This is a genomic window from uncultured Bifidobacterium sp. (assembly GCF_963540075.1).
Classification (GTDB): Bacteria; Actinomycetota; Actinomycetes; order Actinomycetales; family Bifidobacteriaceae; genus Bifidobacterium.
In genome coordinates, this window is record NZ_CAUTOG010000008.1 from 1 (window position 1) to 15,843 (window position 15,843).

Annotated in this window: 11 protein-coding genes; 7 read left to right on the plus strand and 4 right to left on the minus strand. The window is 64.4% G+C overall.

The window, feature by feature from the left end; translation table 11 throughout:
- On the minus strand, window positions 1–1,257 hold a 1,257-nt coding region (locus RWX87_RS02045), incomplete at its 3' end, for an MMPL family transporter (RefSeq protein ID WP_314686365.1).
- 185 nt (window positions 1,258–1,442) lie between these two features.
- On the opposite strand from RWX87_RS02045, the gene RWX87_RS02050 reads away from it, so the two are divergent.
- Window positions 1,443–2,105: a TetR/AcrR family transcriptional regulator gene (locus tag RWX87_RS02050; RefSeq protein ID WP_314686367.1), complete on the plus strand. Its 663-nt coding sequence runs from the start codon at window positions 1,443–1,445 to the stop codon at window positions 2,103–2,105.
- Window positions 2,106–2,189: 84 nt separating this feature from the next.
- Window positions 2,190–2,369, plus strand: a complete 180-nt coding sequence (locus RWX87_RS02055) for a hypothetical protein (protein WP_314686369.1) — start codon at window positions 2,190–2,192, stop codon at window positions 2,367–2,369.
- A 145-nt stretch (window positions 2,370–2,514) separates the two neighbouring features.
- On the opposite strand, the gene guaA is transcribed toward RWX87_RS02055, so the two are convergent.
- Entirely contained in the window at window positions 2,515–4,077 is a 1,563-nt protein-coding gene (guaA, locus tag RWX87_RS02060; RefSeq protein WP_314686372.1) for a glutamine-hydrolyzing GMP synthase, read from the minus strand.
- Between the two features lie 501 nt (window positions 4,078–4,578).
- On the opposite strand from guaA, the gene RWX87_RS02065 reads away from it, so the two are divergent.
- From RWX87_RS02065 to RWX87_RS02075, 3 genes are all read left to right on the plus strand, one after another.
- The gene (locus tag RWX87_RS02065) at window positions 4,579–7,056 is read left to right on the plus strand and encodes a phosphoketolase (protein ID WP_314686374.1); all 2,478 of its coding nucleotides are present in this window, start codon (window positions 4,579–4,581) and stop codon (window positions 7,054–7,056) included.
- Window positions 7,057–7,521: 465 nt separating this feature from the next.
- Entirely contained in the window at window positions 7,522–9,204 is a 1,683-nt protein-coding gene (pta, locus tag RWX87_RS02070; protein ID WP_314686375.1) for a phosphate acetyltransferase, read from the plus strand.
- Between the two features lie 170 nt (window positions 9,205–9,374).
- Window positions 9,375–10,604: an acetate kinase gene (locus RWX87_RS02075; RefSeq protein WP_314686378.1), complete on the plus strand. Its 1,230-nt coding sequence runs from the start codon at window positions 9,375–9,377 to the stop codon at window positions 10,602–10,604.
- Between the two features lie 206 nt (window positions 10,605–10,810).
- Here RWX87_RS02075 and RWX87_RS02080 read toward each other — a convergent pair whose 3' ends face one another.
- Window positions 10,811–12,466, minus strand: coding sequence for a 3-phosphoshikimate 1-carboxyvinyltransferase (locus RWX87_RS02080; protein WP_314686379.1), 1,656 nt, complete (start codon window positions 12,464–12,466; stop codon window positions 10,811–10,813).
- Window positions 12,467–12,565: 99 nt separating this feature from the next.
- Window positions 12,566–13,492: a metal ABC transporter solute-binding protein, Zn/Mn family gene (locus RWX87_RS02085; RefSeq protein WP_314686382.1), complete on the minus strand. Its 927-nt coding sequence runs from the start codon at window positions 13,490–13,492 to the stop codon at window positions 12,566–12,568.
- Window positions 13,493–13,724: 232 nt separating this feature from the next.
- Here RWX87_RS02085 and RWX87_RS02090 point away from each other — a divergent pair, with 232 nt between their 5' ends.
- Together RWX87_RS02090 and RWX87_RS02095 are read left to right on the plus strand one after the other, a co-directional pair.
- Complete coding sequence (locus tag RWX87_RS02090) at window positions 13,725–14,894, plus strand: permease (RefSeq protein ID WP_314686383.1); 1,170 nt, start codon at window positions 13,725–13,727, stop codon at window positions 14,892–14,894.
- The gene (locus RWX87_RS02095) at window positions 14,891–15,676 is read left to right on the plus strand and encodes a TIGR03943 family putative permease subunit (protein ID WP_314686385.1); all 786 of its coding nucleotides are present in this window, start codon (window positions 14,891–14,893) and stop codon (window positions 15,674–15,676) included. The genes RWX87_RS02090 and RWX87_RS02095 overlap by 4 nt, the downstream gene beginning before the upstream one ends.
- Window positions 15,677–15,843 lie beyond the last annotated feature (167 nt).

The following is a 15,843-nucleotide window of genomic DNA, read 5'->3' on the forward strand; positions in this document are numbered from 1 at the left end:
GACAGGGAACAACTTGCCCGGCCCAAATTTATCGGAACTGATGTTGACTGCTTTGACGGAATCATAGGAGGCCGCCACTTCGTGTAAATTATCATAGGAGAGATCGGTTTTATACAACAGAATAACCGGAACCGTCACGACCAATACGGCCAACAGAAACACGACCGGTTTTTTGACGGAGGCGGAAGAAACGGTTTCCCACAGCCGGTTGCGCTGATGGCCTGCGCGGGGCTTTGTGGGCCAGAAAAGCCGCGGACCAAGCAGGCGCATGAAGCACGGCAGCAGGGTCGTCAGCTCCAACAACAAGATTACAACTGCGATTGCAACCGCCGAAACCGCCTGATAGATTGAAAATTTTGCGAATCCGAGGACGGCAAACCCGATCAAAACCGTGAGCGAACTTAAAAATACGGTTTTGCCCGCTGTTCGATAGGTGCTCACAATGGCATCCTCTACGGATTTCATTTTCAATTCTTCCCGGAAGCGCATCATCAGCAGGAGTGTATAATCCGTCCCGATGCCGAACAGAACAAGAATGAGGAACGTCGATGTGGAGGACGAATACGGAAAATTCAGCTTATCCGCCAGCTGCGTGACAATGCCCTGCGAGCAAAGAAACGTGAGGGCAATCGAAAACAGAGAGACAATGGGGGCGACCGGTGAACGGAATACCAGAAGCAGAATTAGGAAAATGGCCGCAAAGGTGAAAAGCTCCGTTTTTTTCGTGCCCGCCTGCGAAGTGGCAATCATGTCGTTGTTGATGAGGTCGCCGCCCGTCAGGTAATGTTTCACGGAGACAGAGGAGAGGGCCTTGTCGATGCCATCCCGGATGGTGTCGATGCTGGTGCCGGTTTTATCAATATCCAGACTGACCAGAACCGTCGTCCCGTCTTTTGAAACCATCTCATCTTTGAGGTCACTGTTATCGAAATAGTCCGTTACATTGGTGATATGTAGCGCCTTTTCGTCCGTTTTCAGATCATCAATGCCTTGGTGGATGGCGTCAAGCTCGCTGTCCGTCAGCGCCTTTTTACTGTTGAATACCACAAGGAGATTGGATTCCTTTGAGCCGCTACCCACATTGTTCTTCCGGTTCAATAGTTGACTTCCGGTATAAGACGTATAGCTGGAGGGAATTTGCGGCTGACCCTTGTCAATGGCAAGTTGCGTCAAGTCGGGCATGAGGTGGTTAAGTACGATGGCCAGGATGATCCAGACGCCTAAAAGCAGCCATCGGGACTTGATGATCTTTTTCATGAGGAGCCCCCCTGTTTGGTTTGGACTTGTCGGTCGCGACCAGTCGGTCTACACTTTTGCCTATCATGGCACCACAATCTGTGGATGTCAACGCATACCCTTGTAAAAAGAAACGAGGATAGAAAAAGAGCTATTGCTGTTGCAAGACGTATGGATGTATAATAGGCAAAAAAAGGGTGGTTATCGTGCCAAACAAAACCTTTGATCATCTGCCAAACGAAAAAAAAGAGGCGGTCATTCGTGCCGCCCTGAGAGAATTTACCGCGCATGATTTTACATCCGCATCTTTAAATGACATCATCGCGGGCATTGGTATTGCCAAAGGAAGCTTTTACCGATATTTCAACAAAAAGCAAGAGCTGTACGATTACCTGATCAGTTACGGCCTTGAAAAAAAGATACAGTACGTAAAGCGAGGCAAAGAACCGGCTGATGATCTGTTTCAATTAATTCAGCGCATGGTAGGCAGTTATATTCAGTTCAATTTAGAAAACGCGGAGCTGGCCGCATTTATGCAGAAAGCAGCCGGTGAAAATACCGCCGTGCGCGATGACTATTTGTTTTTGAAGAACGGCAGAAAAATACTATCGGGAAAAATTAAAGAGAGCCAAGAACGTGGAATGATAAGCACCCGGTTCAGTGAAGATTTCGTATTTTTTTGCATTTCTCAGTTGTTAATGGGCTCCTCCGACTACATCAAGAATAAATATTTGCGAGAAAGAGATATTTCTGAATACCTGCTTCATCCATCTGATGATCAAATAAAGGAAGGAATTGTACTTCATTACCAACAGCTTGTTGAATTTTTAAAAAACGGATTTGAGTCTTCTGAAGAAAATAAAAAATGAATTGGCGATTGCTTGAGGATCAGCAGGATTGACGGAGAACTGTGCCTGACCCTTGACAGGTCGAAGGGCATTACATATGTCACGATGTTTGACATGCTCAACGCGTGGCAAAAAGAGGCTGAAAAGCTGAAAAGTGGAGAAATCACCCAAGAGCAATACGATGCTTGGCGCTACACTTACCCCAAAATGGAAGCGGAACGCTCCATGGCAAAGCTGGATGCCATACGGGCCGAGCAAAAAGCCCATCCCGGTGAAGAGGAATAAAGGCATATAAAAAGAGCGAACTGACCAGAAAATCAGTTCGCTCTTTTTCTATGGATAATGAAGCTTATGTTGCCAAACCGTTGCCACAGAGCTTCACGGGTGCCCGCGAAGCCGCTTCAGCATTGGGTTTGCACGGATTTCCAGATCATTCCCACTCGATGGTGGCCGGCGGCTTCGAAGTCACGTCGAGGACGACGCGATTGACCTGCCGGCACTCGTTGGTGATCCGCGTGGAGATCGTCGACAGCACGTCGTAGGGGATGCGGGACCAGTCGGCGGTCATCGCGTCCTCGGAGCTCACGGGGCGCAGAACGATGGGCATGCCGTAGGTCCTTTCGTCGCCCTGGACGCCCACGGAGTGCACGTCGGCGAGCAGCACGACGGGGCACTGCCAGATGTCCCGGTCGAGGCCGGCCCGCGTCAGCTCCTCGCGGACGATGGCGTCCGCCTCCCGGAGGATATCGAGACGCTCGCGGGTGATCTCCCCCACGATGCGGATGCCGAGGCCCGGTCCGGGGAAGGGCTGGCGCCAGACGATCTGGTCCGGCAGGCCGAGCTTCGTGCCGATGGCGCGGACCTCGTCCTTGAACAGGGTGCGCAGAGGCTCGATGAGCTCGAACTTGAGGTCCTTGGGCAGGCCGCCGACGTTGTGGTGGGATTTGATGTTCGCGGCGCCGTCGCCGCCGCCGGACTCGACGACGTCGGGGTACAGCGTCCCTTGCACGAGGAAGCGCACCTCGGAGCCGGTGCGCCCCGCCTCCTCGATGACCTGCCTCTGGGCCTTCTCGAAGGTGCGGATGAACTTCTCGCCGATGATCTTGCGCTTGCGCTCCGGCTCGCTCACGCCCCTGAGGGCGTCGAGGAACTCGTCGGAGGCGTCTGCCTCGATGAGGCGGATGCCCGTGGCGGCGACGAAGTCGTGCCTGACCTGCTCGGCCTCGCCCTTGCGCAGCAGGCCGTGGTCGACGAACACGCAGGTGAGCTGGTCGCCGATCGCCCTGTGGACCAGTGCCGCCGCGACGGCGGAGTCCACTCCCCCGGACAGCCCGCAGATGACCTGGGCGTCGCCGACCCGACGGCGGATGGAGGCGACCTGCTCGTCGATGATGCTCGAGGCGTCCCAGTCGGAGGGCAGGCCGGCGCATTCATGGAGGAAGGTGTCGATAAGGCGCTGGCCGAGGGGGGTGTGCCGCACCTCGGGATGCCACTGGACGCCGTAGAGGCCACGGGACCGGTCCTCCATCGCGGCGACGGGCGCCCCCTCGGTGTGGGCGAGCACGTCGAAGCCCTCCGGCGCGCTTTCGACGGCGACACCATGGCTCATCCATGCGCTCTGGTCGGCCGGCGACCCCGCGAGGATGCCCTCGGCCCGGTCGATGCTGGCATGGGTTTTCCCGTACTCCCCCATCGCCGCGCGGTCGACCTTCCCGCCGAGCTCGTAGGCCATGACCTGGAAGCCGTAGCAGATGCCGAGCACGGGAACGCCCGCGGAGAACACCCGCGGATCGATGCGCGGCGCCCCCGGCTCGAACACCGAGGCCGGACCGCCGGACAGGATAATGGCTCTGGGGTCCTTCGCCAGCATCTGGTCGACCGACATGGAATGCGGCACGAGCTCCGAGTACACGTTCGCCTCGCGCACCCTGCGCGCGATGAGCTGAGCGTACTGGGCTCCGAAATCGACGACAAGAACAGGACCCCTGGCCATGGCTCTCCTCCGGGACGATGGGACGGACGGACGCCGGCCGCCCGACGCCGCCGACATACGCGACACCGTCCCATTGTGTCCGGCGAAGCCGACAACGACCGGGCCCCGGCGCGGAACCCCATCCCGCTTCACCCACGGAGGGACCATCACCATGACACGCGGGGACGAGGGAACGGCCATGGGCGCCTCACCGTCATGCGGAAGAATCCGCACAGGGATGTCGGATGCGACCGAACAGGGGCGAATCCGCATGACGGCGCCGTTTTCGTCATGCCCTCACCGAGCGTCGAACGGCGTCGAGATGGCCGGAGCATGACGTACAAGGAAACAATTCCGAACACAGCAGCAAAAAAAACGCCAAAAGTCGCAAGTCCCCCGTACGATGAACATCGATTGGACGTGGATGCCCGTGGCACATCCGGTGTCCCGGGCCCCGCGACCTACCACCAACAACCAATCGCATGGCGCCGTCCGGAGCCATGCAGGAGTACAGGAGTACACATGACGAGTCCTGTTATCGGCACCCCTTGGAAGAAGCTCGATGCTCCGGTTTCCGAGGAGGCCTTGGAAGGCGTTGACAAGTACTGGCGCACCGCCAACTATCTTGCCATCGGCCAGATCTATCTTCGTAGCAACCCCCTGATGAGGGAGCCCTTCACCCGCGAAGACGTCAAGCACCGCCTTGTGGGACACTGGGGCACCACTCCTGGCCTGAACTTCCTCATCGGACACATCAACCGCCTCATCGCCGAGCACCAGCAGAACACCGTCATCATCATGGGACCCGGCCACGGTGGCCCCGCGGGCACCGCGCAGTCCTATCTGGACGGCACGTACACCGAATACTTCCCGAAGATCACCAAGGACGAGACCGGACTGCAGAAGTTCTTCCGCCAGTTCTCGTACCCCGGCGGCATCCCCTCCCACTACGCCCCGGAGACCCCCGGCTCGATCCATGAGGGCGGCGAGCTCGGCTACGCGCTCTCCCACGCCTATGGCGCGATCATGAACAACCCCAGCCTGTTCGTGCCCGCCATCGTCGGCGACGGCGAGGCCGAGACCGGCCCGCTGGCCACCGGCTGGCAGTCCAACAAGCTCGTCAACCCCCGCACCGACGGCATCGTGCTGCCGATCCTGCACCTCAACGGCTACAAGATCGCCAACCCCTCCATCCTGTCCCGCATCTCCGACGAGGAGCTCCACGAGTTCTTCCACGGCATGGGCTACGAGCCCTACGAGTTCGTCGCCGGTTTCGATGACGAGGACCATCTGTCGATCCACCGCCGCTTCGCCGATCTGTTCGAGCAGATCTTCGACGAGATCTGCGACATCAAGGCCGCGGCCCAGACCGACGACATGACCCGTCCGTTCTACCCGATGATCATCTTCCGCACGCCCAAGGGCTGGACCTGCCCGAAGTTCATCGACGGCAAGAAGACCGAGGGCTCATGGCGCGCCCATCAGGTGCCGCTGGCCTCCGCCCGCGACACCGAGGCCCACTTCGAGGTCCTCAAGCACTGGCTCGAGTCCTACAGGCCGGAGGAGCTCTTCGACGAGAAGGGCGCCATCCGCCCCGAGGTGACGGCCTTCATGCCCAAGGGCGAGCTGCGCATCGGCGAGAACCCGAACGCCAACGGCGGCCGCATCCGCAAGCCGCTGAACCTCCCGAAGCTCGAGGACTACGAGGTCGGCGAGGTCAAGGAGTACGGCCATGGCTGGGGCCAGCTCGAGGCCACCCGCCGTCTCGGCCTGTACACCCGCGACATCATCAGGCTGAACCCGGACTCGTTCCGCATCTTCGGACCCGACGAGACCGCGTCCAACCGTCTGCAGGCGGCCTACGAGGTCACCAACAAGCAGTGGGACGCCGGCTATCTGTCGTCCCAGGTGGACGAGCACATGGCCGTCACCGGCCAGGTCACCGAGCAGCTCTCCGAGCATCAGATGGAGGGCTTCCTCGAGGGCTATCTGCTCACGGGCCGCCATGGCATCTGGAGCTCCTACGAGTCCTTCGTGCACGTGATCGACTCCATGCTCAACCAGCACGCCAAGTGGCTTGAGGCGACCGTCCGCGAGATTCCGTGGCGCAAGCCGATCTCCTCGATGAACCTCCTCGTCTCCTCCCACGTGTGGCGTCAGGACCACAACGGCTTCTCGCACCAGGACCCGGGCGTCACCAGCCTGCTGCTCAACAAGACCTTCAACAACGACCACGTCATCGGCATCTACTTCCCGGTGGACGCCAACATGCTGCTCGCGGTCGCCGAGAGGTGCTTCACGTCGACGAACATGATCAACGCGATCATCGCCGGCAAGCAGCCCGCCGCCACCTGGCTCAGCCTTGACGAGGCCCGCAAGGAGCTCGAGAAGGGCGCCGCCGAGTGGACCTGGGCGTCGAATGCCAAGTCCAACGACGAGACCCAGGTCGTGCTCGCCTCCGTCGGCGACGTCCCCACCCAGGAGACGATGGCCGCCGCGGACAAGCTCAGCAAGCTGGGCGTCAAGTTCAAGATCGTCAACGTCGTGGACCTGCTCAAGCTGCAGTCCGCGAAGGACAACGACGAGGCGCTCTCCGACGAGGAGTTCGCCGATCTGTTCACCGCGGACAAGCCGGTCCTCTTCGCCTACCACTCCTATGCGCATGACGTGCGCGGACTCATCTACGATCGCCCGAACCACGACAACTTCAACGTTCACGGCTATCAGGAGCAGGGTTCCACGACCACGCCGTACGACATGGTGCGCGTCAACGAGATCGACCGCTACGAGCTCACCGCCGAGGCGCTGCGCATGGTCGACGCCACGAAGTACGCCTCCGAGATCGACAAGCTCGAGAAGTTCCGCACCGAGGCCTTCCAGTTCGCCGTCGACAACGGTTACGATCACCCGGACTACACCGACTGGGTGTGGTCGGGCGTCAAGACCGACAAGGCCGGAGCGGTCACCGCGACCGCCGCGACCGCCGGCGACAACGAGTGACCTCGTGACGCAGGAGCCGGAGGTCTGAGGGTTCCCGGTTCTCAACGCGGAGGGGATGCACGGCAGTGCATCCCCTCCGTCGTTGTTGTTCCCCTCGTCGTCGTTCTCCCTTTTCGTCAGCGCTTCTCTTCCCGCTCCCCACTCGTCTCCCTCGCCCACCATCCTTCGCACCCCATCACCGGCCGTCGGGGAGCCCCGCACGACGTGGCGGAACCTGAACCCCTCGGGCCCTCCGGGACTCGCAGGACCCGGCGGCGGTCGGCGGGCCCCACCAGGACGATGACGGTCCCGCGGACCCGTCACGGACGCAGCCATCCCCTATGGCCGGAGCATCCCGTGAAGCAAGCTCGAACGGGGAGGGCCCGTCGCCGCGCCCGGACCGCCGGGTCGCAGGGCATACAATGTGGGTGATTCACGGAGGTTCAGCGTTGATCCCCCGGCGAGCAGCGGACTAAGGAGCGAAAAGTGACGCAGGCCATCTATATCGCCAGCCCGGAGGGACGCAGCGGCCGCAACGCCGTGGCATTGGCCGTGGTCGATTCTCTGGCGCGTTCCGGAGAGAACGTCGTCGTGCTTCGCCCGGTCGCCCCCGAGAACGATGCTCTGGGACGCGGTCTGGCCTCCGTTGCGCATCCTGACGCCCCTCGCGAGGCCCTTGCGAACGGCGTCACGGCACGGGACGTCAGGGCGGATCCCCTGTCCGCCAGGTCGGACGTCATGTCCGCCGTCCATCGTCTGGTGAGATCCGCATCCCCCGATGTCATTGTCGCCGTGGGAACGGATGGACCCGCCGATTTTCTACCCGACGCCTTCCGCCTTGACTGCGCCATGGCCGCCGACCTCGGAGCGCATGTGCTTCTCGTCATCTGCACCCGGCATCGCTCCCCCGGCCAGCTGAGGTCCAGCGTGGACTCCTGCCTGGCGACGGCATCGCAGGAGGGGTCCTCCGTGACCGCGATCGTCGTGACGGGATGCGCCGATGACGGACAGGCGCAGACCCGGACCGTCCTGGCCGACATCGGTCTGCCCGTCTGGATCGTGCCCCCCACCGACGTCGAGCTCGGCGACACGTCCTCCGAAGAGGCGGCGATCCGCCTCGTCAGGAGCATCATCCCGTCGGAGGACATCGTGCGGCTCGTCGCATCCCCCATCAGCAGGGTGATGACGCCCGTCGCCTTCCAGCAGGACCTCATCCACCGCGCCTCCCTGGACCGCCGGCGCATCGTGCTTCCGGAAAGCGGCGAGGAGAGGATCCTGCGCGCCGCCGACTATCTTCTCGCCCACGACATCGTCGACGTCACCCTTCTCGGGGACCGCGACGAGATCATGGACCACGCCGGTGCGCTGGGACTCACCTGCCTCGGCGGCGCCGAGGTCGTGCCCATGGACGACGCCATCCTGCTCCCCGCCTTGACCGACCGCCTCTGCGAGCTGAGGGCACGCAAGGGCATGACCCCGGCTCAGGCCCGCGAGCTTCTTGCACGGCCGAACTACTACGGGACCATGCTCGTGGAGACGGGTCGGGCGGACGGACTCGTCTCCGGGTCGATCACCTCCACGGCCGACACCGTGCGCCCCGCGCTGCAGATCATCCGCACGCGTCCGGACGCCTCGGGCGTCTCCGGAGCCTTCATCATGTGCCTGCCCGACCATCCGGTCCTGTTCGCCGACTGCGCCATCATGACCAATCCGAACGCCGAGCAGCTGGCCGACATCGCCATCCAGTCGGCGCACACCGCCCGGGCCTTCGGCATCGAGCCCCGCGTCGGCATGCTCTCCTACTCGACCCTCGGATCGGGAAGCGGTCCCGACGTCGACCTCGTCACCGAAGCGACCCGGATCGTCGCGCTGCGAAGCCCCGACCTTCCCGTGGTCGGTCCCATCCAGTTCGACGCCGCCTGGTCACCGACCGTGGCGGCGACGAAGGCGAGGGGGAACGAGGTCGCCGGCCATGTCACGGTGTTCGCCTTCCCCGACCTCTCGGCCGGCAACATCGCCTACAAGGCCGTGCAGCGCTCCTCCGGCGCCCTGGCCATCGGACCGGTTCTCCAGGGCCTCAACAGTCCGGTGAACGACCTGTCCCGCGGCGCAAGCGTGAAGGACATCATCAACACCATCGCGCTCACGGCCATAACCGCCCAGCACTGAATAGGCGCCCAGTACTCATCGGCGGCGCCTCGCGGCCGGAGCATCGCGTGGATTCCGCATCCAGGCGTCGGGATTCCCCGCCACACGTATCCTCCCCCGCGGGTATCCTCGTGCTCGGTAGCCGTGCCCCACGCGCGGATGTCCCAACAACACAATGGAGGAAGCCCGTCATGGCGAAAACCGTCCTTGTCATCAATTCCGGATCCAGTTCGATCAAGTACCAGCTGGTCGACCTCGAAACCGGCGAGGGTCTGGCGTCCGGTCTGGTCGAGATGATCGGCGAGCCGACCGACGGCCATTACAAGCACGAGTATCGCGGCGAGAAGCATGAGCTCCGTGAGCCCATCCACGACCACGAGCAGGGACTGAAGCGCGTCCTCGGACTGTTCGACGAATACGGCCCGAAGCTCACCGAGGCCGGCATCGTCGCCGTCGGCCATCGCGTCGTCCAGGGCGGATACGTCTTCCCGAAGCCGGCCCTCGTCAACGACAAGACGATCGGCAAGGTCAAGGACCTCGCCGTGCTCGCCCCCCTGCACAACGGTCCTGAGGCCACAGGCGCCGAGGTCATGCGCTCCCTTCTCCCGGACGTCCCCCAGGTGTTCGTCTTCGACTCCTCCTTCTTCTTCCAGCTTCCCCCGGAGGCCAGCACCTACGCGCTGAACAAGGAGATCGCCGACCGCTACCACATCCGCCGCTACGGCGCCCACGGCACCTCCCATGAGTACATCGGCTCGGTCGTTCCCGGCATCATCGGCAGGCCCGCCGAGGGACTCAGGCAGATCGTCCTGCATATCGGCAACGGCGCCTCGGCGTCCGCGCAGGTCTCCGGCAGGCCCATCGACACCTCCATGGGCCTCACCCCGCTCGAGGGGCTGGTCATGGGCGGCCGCACGGGCGACATCGACCCGGCCGTGGTGTTCCACCTCATCCGCAACGCCCATATGAGCGTCGACGAGCTGGACACCCTGTTCAACAAGCGCTCCGGCATGACCGGCATGACCGGCTTCGGCGACATGCGCGAGGTGCACCGCCTCGTCGCCGAGGGCGACGAGAACGCCCGGCTGGCGCTGGGCGTGTACATCCATCGCATCGTCGGCTACATCGGGAACTACACCGCGCAGATGGGCGGGGTGGACGTCATCACCTTCACCGCCGGCGTCGGCGAGAACGATGACATCGTGCGCCGATTGGTCTGCGAGAAGCTCGCGCCTTTCGGCGTGAAGCTCGACAAGGAGAAGAACGAGACCCGCTCGAAGCAGCCGCGCATCATCTCCACGCCGGACAGCTCGGTGATCATCGCGGTCATCCCCACGAACGAGGAGCTGGCCATCGCCCGCAAGTCCGCCGAGATCGCCAAGGTCGGCAGGGACTCCTACGGCAACGAGTTCACCCGCTGAACGTCCCGGACCGGCCCTTCGCTGAATGACTGGCGTCGTGCGCCGCCCAGGCCGTGACCGTACGAGGGCCCGCCCCTTATCAGGGGCGGGCCCTCGTCGTATCCGGCGCATGGTCCTGCGCCGGCGGTGCCGCGCAGCGTCCTCCCCGCGGACCCGCTCCTGCGCGGCTTCTCGTGGGGTGGATATGAGAGTCGACAATTCGGCCGTCAGCCCCGTACGGCCCCGATCATGCGCGCCCACATGCCGGTGAAGTCGGGGATGGTCTTGCGCGTCGTGGCGATGTCCCGCACCCGGATTCCCGGTATCGCCAGTCCCAGCATGGCGGCGAAGGTGGCCATCCGATGGTCGGCGTAGGTCTCCATGACGTCCGGGTGCAGCCGTTCCCATGGCACGGGGGTGATGGCGACGCCGTCCTCGAGCTCCTCCGCTCCGGCACCCACGCGGCGTATTTCGGTCACCATCGCGGCGAGCCTGTTGGTCTCGTGCCCCCGCAGATGGCCGATGCCGACGAGCTCGGTGGGCGAGTCGGCCAGCGTCGCCAGAGCGGCGATGCTCGGGGCGATCTCCCCCGCGGCCGACATGTCGAAGCGGCCGAGTCCGAGGATGTGCCGGCCCTCGGCATGGGCGGCCAGCACGCCGTCCGCCGACGTCACCTGCGCTCCCATCCGTTCGAGTATCCCCGGCAGCAGGCCGCCTGGCTGGGTGGTGGATGCGGGCCATCGGGGGACGCGCACGGTGCCGCCGACGACAAGGGCGGCGCCGAGGAAGGGCGCGGCGTTGGACAGGTCGGGTTCGACGGTGACCTCGACGGGCAGCTGCAGGTCGGCATGCTCCACGATCCAGGTGGCCGTGCCGGTCATGCGCACGGTGCCGCCGGCGGCCTTCACATCCGCCATGGTCATGCGGATATGCGGCAGGCTGGGCAGGCTCGCACCCGTATGCCGCAGCCCGAGACCGTGCGGAAGACGGGAGGCGACGAGGAGCAGTCCCGAGATGAACTGGGAGGAGGACGAGGAGTCGATGGAGACGACGGGTCTCGCGCCCGACCATCCCTCAGGAACTCCACCCTCCCCCGCCAGGGTGCCATCATGCATGGCGTCCGGGTCGTCGCGCCCGTCCTCCGGAGGCGTGACCACGAAGGGAAGGAAGCCGGGTCGTCCCTCGTAATCGACATGGGCTCCGAGTTGCTCCAGTCCATCCAGAACCGGCTTCATCGGACGCCGGTAGGCCTGCCTGTCGCCGTCGAAGCGCAGCGGGCCGTCGGCGAACAGGGACAGCCCCGGCAGGAAGCGCATCACCGTCCCGGCAAGTCCGCAGTCCACCGTGCGCCCGCCATGGAACCGACCGGAGGGGGGAGGCGTGACGCGCACCGATATGCCCTGCGCGTCGAGTCCCTCGATGGTGACGCCGAGCCCGCGAAGCGCGGCGATCATGAGATCCGTGTCCCGTGACCGCAGCAGACCGCCAAGCGTGACGGGTCGGCGCCCCAACGCGGCGAGAAGCAGGTAGCGGTTCGACAGGGATTTGCTTCCGGGGACCTCCACGGTGGCGTCGAGGGGACGCGTCGGCGTCGGGGCCGGCCATGCCGTCTCCGAAGGGGCCGACGGCGGGGATTGCAGGGAGCTCCGGGACGTCGGAGCGGGGATGCCCGAGGGCTGGCTGAAGGTCATAGCCGCCATTCTAGAGCCGTCGTTCCCAAGACGTCGTGGAGGCTCCTTCGAGGGCGCCGCCTCGCGGTCCCAGACGTCCACGCGGGCCTTCGCCTTGGACGTCCCCCTCGGCCAGAGCCGGTCGACGAGGACGCGCCATCCGTCCGAATCCTGCGGCGGGTCGTACACGCATCTGACGCTGATGTCCGTCATCCTTCTCCTCCCCCCATGCCGCCGGCCGGCCTATGGGTCACGCCATCCGCGCGTGGCGGATCCGCGATCCATAGGCCCGCCGATCCGGGACCCTGACACTCAGGCCTTGGCGAACTGCCTGACGAGGGCCGTCATCCAGTCGATGAGGTCGTCGTACCGGCTGGGCATCTGCTCGGTGAGGTTGACGATGGGGACGTCGTTGGTCCTGGCCGACGTCGTGATGGTGTCGGTCACGCTGTCCGCCTCCTGCGTGTTGACGATGAGCATCCGGATCGCCCCCTTGGCGAGCTCCTTCTGGAAGGAGGTGATGTCGGAGGCCGACGGTTCGCCCTCGTTCGCCACCGCCTGGGCGTAGCCGGAGGGCGTGGCGTCCGTCATGCCGAGGTCGTCGGCGAGATACCAGGCGACGGATTCGGTGGCCGCGTACTCCTTGCCCTTCGTCGTCGACCGCGTGGATGCGATCAGCTTGTCCAGCGCGTCCTCGCGCTTGTGCCAGGCGGCGTTGAGACTGGAATACCGGGACGCATGGTCGGGGTCCGCCTTCCTGTACGCCGTGGTGATGGCGTCCGCTGTCCTGCTCCGCACCGTCGAGGAGAACCACACGTGGGGGTTGTCCCCGGACGACTTCCCGCCCGCGGTGGCGGCGTCGACGAGATCCGCCGACGTGGAGGACGCGGCCTTGGACGCCCAGGAGTCGTAGTCCGCGCCGTTGACGACGACGACCTTCGCCGAGGAGAACCTCGCGACGTCCTGCGTGGTGGGCTCGTAGTCATGCGCCTCGACGTTCGTGTTGGTCATGATGCTGGTCACCGAGACAAGGGAGCCTCCCAGGTCCCTGGCCATCGACCCCCATTGGTTGATGCTGGCCACGACGGCGAGCCCGTCGGAGGCCGCGGCGTCGGTCGACGCCGCCGATCCGCATGCCGGCAGAACCAGCAGCGAGAGCGCCGCGGACGCCGCAAGGATCCCTCTTCGGATCCGGCGAACGAGCGCGGCCCGCAGCGTCCGGTCCCCGTCTGCGCACATTCCGGGTGTTCCTCGCCTGTCTTCGGAACCGCTCATGCTCCCTCTTCCTGTTCGGGGCCAGGTCTTGCCTCGTCGTTCTCCAGAAACCGTTCCCGGCTCATGGTCCCATCATACACTGTTGAGAATCGTTATCATTTATTGCGTGTTCCGACAGGCCGTTTCAACGCCCAGAGCTCGCGGCTATCATGCCAGTGCAGGAAACATCGTCATGCCATGGATGGGAAGGGGCGTTATGGACACACTCGCCGAACCGCTCTCCCGGAAGCGGATCCGATCCTGCAAGGACGTCGAGGAAACCCACGGCGCACCCTCCCTGCACCCTCCCACGTCGAGGTCGCTCTCGGCTTCGACGCTGTGGCTGGTCCTGGGCGTCCCGCTCGTCGCCTTTCCCATCGCCGCCGCCCCCGCCATCCAGTCGCGGCTGGGCTGGCTTCCCCTCAACTCCATCGTCCGCGGCGTCGCGGGACTGCTGCTTCAGGCCATCCCCTTCGTTCTCATCGGCGTGCTCGTCTCGGCCGCCGTGGAGACATGGGTGAGCCCCTCCACGCTTCGGCGCCATCTGCCTCGGACGACGGTGGGAGGCATGGCCGTGGCGCTTCTCGCGGGACTGCTGCTGCCCGTATGCGACTGCGTCATCGTGCCCACGTTCGCGGGGCTCGCCCGGCGGCGCCTTCCGCTTCCGACGGCGGTCACCTTCCTGTGCGCCGCCCCGGTGATGAACCCAGTCGCCCTCTGGTCGACGTGGTACGCCTTCCCGCATGCCCGATGGATGGTCGCCGCACGCGTGGGCATGGGGGTCGCGGTAGCGCTGGCAGCAGGCGCAGGCATGGCGGCTCTGCCTCCGCGCACGTCTACGGTGAGGACCGAGGCCCACGGGGACGTCATCCCCGACCACGATGCGCCCGACGGCAGGGCGACGAACGCCGGAACGGATCCCGGACTCCCCCGCCGCACGCCGCTGCGGGCGCTGGGCGACTTCCTCGTGCACGTCCACGCCGACTTCCTTCGACTGATGCCCATCGTCCTGGCCGGCATCGTCATCGCCGCCTCGCTGCGCACCGCGATGGGATCCGACCCCTCCTCCCGCTTCGGCGGCCTGGGGTTCCTTGCGGCCATCGGGCTCATGATGGCCTTCGCCTATGTGGGCTCGATCTGCTCGTCCTCCGACGCCGTCATCGCGGCGAGCCTTGCAGGGGTCTTCCCCGCATCGGCCATCCTCGCCTTCCTCGTCCTGGGTCCGATGCTGGACGTCAAGAACACGCTGATGCTCGTGCAGGAATGCCACCCACGCTTCACGATCCGGTTGATGGGCACGATCGTCACGTTATGTCTGCTAGCGGCCGTGGTCGCGCAGCTGCTGCTCACGGCATTCGGAGCGACGATCACGGCGGGAGCGGCATGACGACCACGTCCTGCGCATGCACGACTCCCAGGCCCCCAACCGAAGGCGCCTCGCCGAGACCGGCCTTCGCCGACATCGTCGAGGCGGCGGTTCTGGCCGCGTTGGACGCAACACTGATGTGGGCGACGGCCTCCGGCTCCTACAGCGGCTTCGCAACCCCGCGCACCAGGCCGTATCTCATCCTGGCGTGCGTTCTCCTCGGCCTGCTTACCCTAGCCGCCGCATCGGGGCTGTTCCATGCGACGGCCGAAGGCCTCCGGCGTCTTCTCGCCGCCGTCGCCGTCCCCGCGCTGCTGGTGGTCATCCCCCTGGCGGCGGCGCAGCAGTCCTCGGGCTTCGACTCCTATGCGGGGGGCCGTGCCATCGCCATCACGACGCTGGACGGCCGGGGGCTGCACGGCCTGGACGCGTCGGCCCGCACGCTGACGATATCCGACGACGAGTTCGGCGACTGGTACGAGACCATCGACCATGACCCGGCACGGTATCTGGGATACACGGTGACGGTCACCGGCTTCGTCAGCAGGGATTCGACGACCGGGTCCGGCGAGTTCGACGTCTCACGGCAGTACATGTCCTGCTGCATCCTCGATATGACGCCCTTCGGCTTCACCGCGCGTGGCGCCACGTCGAAGCTGCGCACCCATGCATGGGTGACGGTGACGGGCGTCCTCTCCCAGGGGACGACGGGATCCGCCGGACATCAGCGCCAGGGCCTGCTGCTGCGGGTATCGTCCGTCGCCTCCGCCGACGCCCCCAGCGGGTACTTCTACCAGTCGTAGCGATATGCCGCGGCTCTGCCGTGACTTCCGGGACGACTCAGCGCCACGGCTTTCCCGGGAGGTCTGCAGGCAGGACCATCACAGCGGCGCCCCGGGGGCGCCCCGCTCTTACCGGCAGCACCACGCAGTCCCTGCCAATTCCGTGGCCGGTACCGACGTTTTCCGTA